The sequence below is a fragment of the Streptomyces sp. NPDC057654 genome, assembly GCF_042800135.1.
Taxonomy (GTDB): domain Bacteria; phylum Actinomycetota; class Actinomycetes; order Streptomycetales; family Streptomycetaceae; genus Streptomyces.
This window is the reverse complement of sequence record NZ_JBHVHQ010000454.1, coordinates 1-6,776: the sequence shown is the minus strand read 5'-3', so window position 1 is coordinate 6,776 and position 6,776 is coordinate 1. Positions and strand designations below refer to the sequence as shown.

5 protein-coding genes are annotated in these 6,776 nt (G+C 70.7%); 2 read left to right on the top strand and 3 right to left on the bottom strand.

Annotated features, from left to right (window positions below):
- Positions 1-37: 37 nt before the first annotated feature.
- The gene (locus ACFU99_RS27570) at positions 38-1,006 is read right to left on the bottom strand and encodes a hypothetical protein (protein ID WP_384396889.1); all 969 of its coding nucleotides are present in this window, start codon (positions 1,004-1,006) and stop codon (positions 38-40) included.
- A gap of 59 nt (positions 1,007-1,065) precedes the next feature.
- Here ACFU99_RS27570 and ACFU99_RS27565 point away from each other — a divergent pair, with 59 nt between their 5' ends.
- Positions 1,066-2,250 (top strand): AI-2E family transporter, encoded by a 1,185-nt coding sequence (locus ACFU99_RS27565; protein ID WP_384396885.1) that lies wholly within the window; start codon positions 1,066-1,068, stop codon positions 2,248-2,250.
- Here the strand turns inward: ACFU99_RS27565 and ACFU99_RS27560 are convergent.
- Positions 2,196-4,337: a SpoIIE family protein phosphatase gene (locus ACFU99_RS27560; RefSeq protein ID WP_384396882.1), complete on the bottom strand. Its 2,142-nt coding sequence runs from the start codon at positions 4,335-4,337 to the stop codon at positions 2,196-2,198. The two genes, ACFU99_RS27565 and ACFU99_RS27560, sit on opposite strands and share 55 nt — an antisense overlap.
- Positions 4,338-4,483: 146 nt before the next feature.
- Between ACFU99_RS27560 and aspS the strand changes: the two genes are divergently transcribed.
- Positions 4,484-6,247 carry an aspartate--tRNA ligase gene (gene aspS, locus ACFU99_RS27555; protein ID WP_384396879.1) on the top strand — a complete coding sequence of 588 codons (1,764 nt, stop codon included), beginning with the start codon at positions 4,484-4,486 and terminating at the stop codon, positions 6,245-6,247.
- A gap of 64 nt (positions 6,248-6,311) precedes the next feature.
- On the opposite strand, the gene ACFU99_RS27550 is transcribed toward aspS, so the two are convergent.
- Positions 6,312-6,776, bottom strand: a 465-nt coding sequence (locus ACFU99_RS27550; protein ID WP_384396876.1) for an NADase-type glycan-binding domain-containing protein, incomplete at its 5' end; no start/stop codon positions are given.

Here is a 6,776-nt window from a genome sequence, read left to right as displayed (position 1 = left end):
CGGTCGCTTTGTGTGGTGGGCGGGGGCTGAGCGGCGGCTATTCGGCGGTTTTGGCTTCTGTTTCGGCGAACAGTTCGTCGGCGCTGGTGGCTGTGATCGCGCGGCTGAACCAGCGGTTGAGGGTGTCGAGGTCGGTGCAGCTGGTGATCCGTTCCTGGATGGATTCGGGGATGGGGACGCCACGGCCCGCCAGCAGTTCCAGAATCGACTGGGCTTTGGTCTCAGTCTTGCCCTCGATCCGTCCTTCAGCCCGGCCTTCGACCTTGCCCTCGGTTGTGCCGTCGGCCCTGCCCTTGAGATAGGTCTCCTCGACGAGAGTGCCGCGGCCCGGGAAGTAGGTGCCGGGGGCGTTGGGGTCCAGGCGCATCAGGTTCCTCCACATGTCTCTTGCCGGGGTGTCACCCAGGCCGATCTCCAGCATTTCCGTGTAGTACTGCAGAGCCGCCGAGTCGGCCGTTCCCAGGGCACTCGCGAGTGCTTCCAGTATGGCCGTGACGTCCGAATCCTTGGCGTGGGTGAGGGCGGAAAAGGCGGCCAGGTCGAGGTTGCGGGCTGCTTCGGTGGGGCTGGTGATGACCGGGAGGTTGTCGGGGCCGATGACCAGGGGGTGGGTGCTGAGGGCCGTCCAGCCCTCCACGCCCGTTTTGAAGGGGCCCGTCGCCCAGCGGGCCGTTGAACGGTCCTGGCAGATGACCAGCAGCAGAGCCGGGATGCCGTACTTCGCACGCAGGTACGCCAGGTAGTACGTCCAGCTCGCCGCCTTGTCCGGGTCGCGTCGGCCCTGGGCCTCGATGGCCAGCAGGAACGCGCCGCCGTCGGACGGTTCGACGCGCAGCACGCTGTCGACTCGCCGCTCCAGCGGGCGGATCTCGGTGACATCGCCGGTGAGTACGTCGACGGTGACTTTCGCGGCCAGGGGCACGCCCAGGACGCGGAAGACCGGGGTCACGAGTTCGGGCCGGTCCTGGAAGATCCGGTGCGACGCCTCGTGCGGGGAGTTGACCATGAGCGGAACGTAAGACCGTATGTCCGTCGGATTCCGGCTTTCGGTGTGCGATCACCCGTATGAGCCGTTTAGGTGTGAGAGTTGACTTTCCGTCACCCTCCTGCACCGCTCGGCGTGCCTCGCCCCCCTCCCCATGGTCCTGTGACCTCGTGGAGAGCGACACGGAAACCGGGCGGGCGCTGTTGCCCGAAGGGGCGCGGCGGATTGCTGCCTGGTGCGTGGTGGTTCTGCTGCTGGCCGCTGTCGGGGCCGTCGGCGTGTGGCTCTGTGTGCAGTTGAAGGCCGCCGTCACGCCCGTACTGCTGGCCCTGCTCGGCGCCGGGCTGCTCGGGCCGCTCTACCGGCGGCTCGTCGCCATGAAGGTGCAGCGGTCCCTGGCCGCCGGGCTGACCTGCGCCGCGCTCGTCGCCGTCGTCGGCGGCGCCGGGTACATCGTCGTCAGCGCCCTCATCGACACCGGCGACGAGATCGTGGCCTCGCTCAAGGACGCGGCGCGGTCGTTCTCCGATCATTTCGGGGCCGCCGGCACCTCGCTCGACGACATGGCCTCCAACGCCAAGGACTGGCTCGGAAAGTTCGGCGGCACCGCCGCCTCCGGGCTGCTCTCCGGCATCAGCGTCGTGGGCCAGGCCGCCGCCGCTGCCGTGCTCGCGCTGCTGCTGACCTTCTTCTTCCTGCGGGACTCGGACCGGGCCGCCGCCGCCCTGCGCTCGCTGGCCCCCGGCTCCACCGGCCCGCAGCTGGAGGCCATCGCGCGGCGCGCCTTCCGGGCGGTCGAGGGGTTCATGCGGGGTACGACCGTCATCGCCCTGATCGACGCGGTCTGCATCACCGTGGGCCTGCTCATCCTGGGCGTGCCGGGGGCGGTGGGGCTCGGGGCCCTGGTGTTCGTGGGCGCGTACATCCCGTACCTCGGCGCGTTCATCTCCGGCGCGGTGGCCGTCCTCGTCGCCCTCGCGGACCGCGGCTTCGTGACCGCCCTGTGGGCGCTCGGCGTCGTCCTCGCCGTACAGGTGCTGGAGGGGCACGTGCTCCAGCCGGTGATCCAGAGCCGCACGGTGCAGATGCACCCCGCCGTCGTGATGATCGCGATCACCGCAGGCGCCAGCGTCGCCGGGATCGTCGGCATGCTGCTGGCCGTGCCGCTGACCGCCGCCGCCTTCGGGGTCGTCGCCGAGCTGCGGGAGCGCTACGCGGCCGGTTCCACCGATGGAGCGGAAGACGGCGCAACCGAGCCCTCGTAGAGCTCGAACCAGATCGACTTCCCCTCGCCCCGCGGATCCACCCCCCACGTCTCCGCGAGCAGCTCCATCAGCACCAGCCCGCGCCCCGACGACGCCATCTCGCCCGGCTGCCGCAGATGCGGCATGTCGTCGCTGGCGTCCGCGACCTCCACATGGATGCGCCGCAGGCGCCGCTCCCCGGTGATCTCGGCGACCAGGAGCGCGTCCCCGTCCGTGTGCACCAGGACGTTGGTGACCATCTCGGAGACCATCAGGACCGCCGAGTCGACCTGGTCCTCGTCTGCCCAGTCGTGCATGAGGTCGCGCAGCTGCTGGCGGGCCGCCGCGATGCGCTCGGGCTCGGCCTGGGCGACGGTCAGCACGGTGCGGCGGACGGGCGCGGGCGTCTGGCCGTACGAGCCGACGCCGCAGCTGCCGCCCTCGCGGCACAGCAGCAGCACCGCGATGTCGTCCTCGCGCCGGTCCACGAGCGGCCCCGTGGTGTGGTGCGAGGACGGCCCGTGCACGGCCTGTACGAGCGCGTCGGCGAGCTTCTCCAGGCCGCCGGAGCCCTCGGTCTCCCACAGATCGTGGCCCTCGATGATGGAGCGGAGCCGGCTCCAGCCCGTCTCCAGGTCGTGGCCGCCGGTCTCGATGAGGCCGTCCGTGCAGACCATCATCGTCTCGCCGGGTTCGAGGACGATCCGGGTGGTGGGGTAGTCGGTGTCCGGGTCGATGCCCAGCGGCAGGCCGCCCGCCGTCGCCCGGACCAGCATCGTGCCGTCGACCAGCCGGATCGCCGGGTCCGGGTGGCCGGCGCGGGCGATGTCGAGGAGGCCGGTGCCGGGGTCCACCTCGATGTAGAGGCAGGTCGCGAAGCGGGGGTCCGCGAGATGGTCGAGGTCGTTGATGCCCGCCAGGAAGCGGGAGGCGCGGGAGAGGACCGCGTCCGGGTGGTGGCCCTCGGATGCGTAGGCGCGCAGCGCGATCCGCAGCTGGCCCATCAGCCCGGCGGCCCGTACGTCGTGGCCCTGCACATCCCCGATGACCAGCGCGATCTTCCCGGACGGCAGCGTGATCATGTCGTACCAGTCGCCGCCGACCTCCAGCCCGCCGCCGGTCGGCACATAGCGGGCCGCCACCGACATGCCGGGGATGTCCGGCTGCACGGTCGGCATCATCGAGCGCTGGAGCCCGTCGGTCAGCTCCCGCTCCGACTCGTGGACGCTGGCGCGCGACAGGGCCTGGGCGAGCATCCGGGCGACCGTGGTCAGCACGGAGCGCTCGTCGGGGCTGAAGGTGACCGGTATGGAGAATCCGGCCATCCAGGCGCCGATGGTGCGCCCCGCGTTGATCAGCGGCAGGAACGCCCAGGAGCGGCGGTCGAACTTCTCGGCCAGCGGCCAGGTGGTGGGGAAGCGCCGGCGGTACTCGTCGGGGTCCGGCAGGTAGATCGCCCGGCCGGTGCGGATGACCTCGGCGGCCGGGTAGTCCGTGGCCAGCGGCATGTCGAGGAAGGGCTCCTCCTCGCCCTGCCGGTGCCCGTGGTGGCCGATGACCCGTATCCGGTCGCCGTCGATCCCGAAGACGGCCAGCCCGGCCGGTTCGAACCCCGGCATGGACAGCCCGGCCGCGACCCGCAGCACCTCGGCCGTGGAGCGCGCCTCGGCGAGCGCCCGGCCCGCGTCGAGCAGGAACGCCTCGCGGTTGCGCCGCCAGTCGCCGGTGACGGACGTCCGGGCGGCGGAGGTGCCGGGCTGCGGCTCGGGGACCTCCGCCAGGGTGCCCACCAGCTCGTACGAGCCGTCGCGCGCGAACGGCTTGGTGCGGCTGCGCACGGTGCGCAGCACCCGGCCCTCGTGGTCCACGACGCGCAGCCGGGCCTCGGCGAGGGTGCCCTCGGCGACGGCGAGGCTGACGATGCCCTGGATCTCCACCCAGTCGACGGGGTGGAAGCGGGCGCGCGCGGCGGACTCGGCCACCACCACGGGCTCGGCGGCCAGCCCCATCAGCCGGGCCGCCTCCGCGTCGAAGCTCACGAGGCCCGTGACGTTGTTCCAGCGCCACAGGCCGGTCGCGACGGCGGCCAGGACATCCTCGGTGCGCATTGCCCCACTTTATGTGGACTTAAGTCAGGGATACCAGCGAGGGGCGTAACGGTAGGCTTGCACACTGGCCTGTAGTGGACGAGCTCAGGCCCCGCCCCGGCCCATCCGCCGGCCATCCGCCCCCGATCAGACGACTTGGATGAACGATGCATCGGTACCGGTCCCACACCTGCGGCGAGCTCCGTGCGGCTGACGTCGACACCGACGTCCGGCTGAGCGGCTGGCTGCACAATCGTCGTGATCTGGGCGGCATCCTCTTCATCGATCTGCGCGACCACTACGGCCTCGTGCAGCTCGTCGCCCGCCCCGGCACCCCCGCCAACGAGGCGCTCGGCTCGCTGACCAAGGAGTCCGTCGTCCGCATCGACGGCAAGGTCAGCGCCCGCGGCGCGGACAACGTCAACCCCGACCTGCCGACCGGCGAGGTCGAGGTCGAGGTCACCGCCGTCGAGGTGCTGGGCGCCGCCGAGCAGATCCCCTTCACGATCAACGCCGAGGACGGGGTCAACGAGGAGCGGCGGCTCGAATACCGCTTCCTCGACCTGCGCCGCGAGCGCATGCACCGCAACCTCATGCTGCGCACCGCCGTGATCTCCGCCATCCGGCACAAGATGACCGCGCTGGGCTTCAACGAGATGGCGACCCCGATCCTGTCCGCGACGTCCCCCGAGGGCGCCCGCGACTTCCTGGTCCCCTCCCGGCTGCACGCGGGCCGGTTCTACGCGCTGCCGCAGGCCCCGCAGCAGTTCAAGCAGCTGCTGATGATCGCGGGCTTCGACCGCTACTTCCAGATCGCGCCCTGCTTCCGCGACGAGGACGCCCGCGCCGACCGCTCGCCGGGCGAGTTCTACCAGCTCGACGTCGAGATGAGCTTCGTCGAGCAGGAGGACGTCTTCGGCCCGATCGAGCAGCTCATGACCGAGCTGTTCACCGAGTTCGGCGGCGGTCGCACGGTGACCTCGCCGTTCCCGCGCATCCCGTTCCGCGAGTCGATGCTGAAGTACGGCTCAGACAAGCCGGACCTCCGCGCCGAGCTGGAGCTGGTCGACGTCTCGTCGGTCTTCGCGGGCTCCGGCTTCAAGGCCTTCGCCGACAAGCACGTACGGGCGCTGGCCGTGCCGGACACCGCGGAGCAGCCGCGGAAGTTCTTCGACCAGATGGGTGACTTCGCCGTCCAGCAGGGCGCGAAGGGCCTCGCCTGGGTCCGCGTCGGCGACGAGAACGCGCTGTCCGGCCCGATCGCGAAGTTCCTCACCGAGGACGACGTGAAGTCGCTGGTCGAGGCGCTGGACCTGAAGCCGGGCCACGCGGTCTTCTTCGGCGCCGGCGAGTTCGACGAGGTCTCCAAGATCATGGGCGCGGTCCGCGTCGAGGCGGCCAAGCGCACCGGCCACTTCGTCGAGGGCGAGTTCCGGTTCTGCTGGATCGTCGACTTCCCGATGTTCGAGAAGGACGAGGACACCGGGAAGATCGAGTTCTCGCACAACCCGTTCTCCATGCCGCAGGGCGGCCTGGAGGCGCTGGAGACCAAGGACCCGCTCGACATCCTCGCCTGGCAGTACGACATCGTCTGCAACGGCGTCGAGCTGTCCTCCGGCGCGATCCGCAACCACGAGCCCGAGGTCATGTACAAGGCGTTCGCCATCGCCGGGTACGACAAGGAGACCGTGGAGCAGGAGTTCGGCGGCATGCTCCGCGCCTTCAAGTTCGGCGCCCCGCCGCACGGCGGCATCGCCCCGGGCGTCGACCGCATCGTGATGCTGCTGGCGGACGAGCCCAACATCCGCGAGACCATCGCGTTCCCGCTCAACGGCAACGCGCAGGACCTGCTGATGGGCGCGCCGAGCGAGGTGGACGAGGCACGGCTGAAGGAGCTGCACCTGTCGCTGCGCAAGCCGCCGCTGAAGTAGTACCCGTACGCACGGAGAGGGCCCCCGAACCACCCGGTTCGAGGGCCCTCTCCGCGTTTCCGGCTCAGTTCGAGTTCGTCGCGCGGCGGAAGAACTCCAGCTCGGCGATGGCCACCTGCTTGTCCTTGGCCGTGCCGTACGCGGAGCGGATCACGAACCGCGCGGTGACCGCGTCGCGCACCCGCACATTGATCTGCTGCGCGCCGCCGTCGTTGAGGGTGTGGTGCGAGGTGTGCGCCTTGCCCGCGGAGTCCGTCACGATCAGGTCGAAGTCCATCGGGCGGGCCTCGTCGGAGGACTGTGCCGAACGGGCCGAGCTGCCCGGCGTGACCAGCATCGCCAGCAGGTCGGTGGGCTGCTGGAACCGCGCCTCGATCCACTGGCCCGCCGAGTCGCCCGCGTACCCCGTGCCCCACCAGGTGTTGGACCAGCCGTCCCCGGCCAGGTCCGGCTCGTGCTTGGGCGAGTGGTGCTTGTCCGCCCACGACGTCGGATGGACGGGCACCCGCTTGGCGAAGTGGTCCTGAAT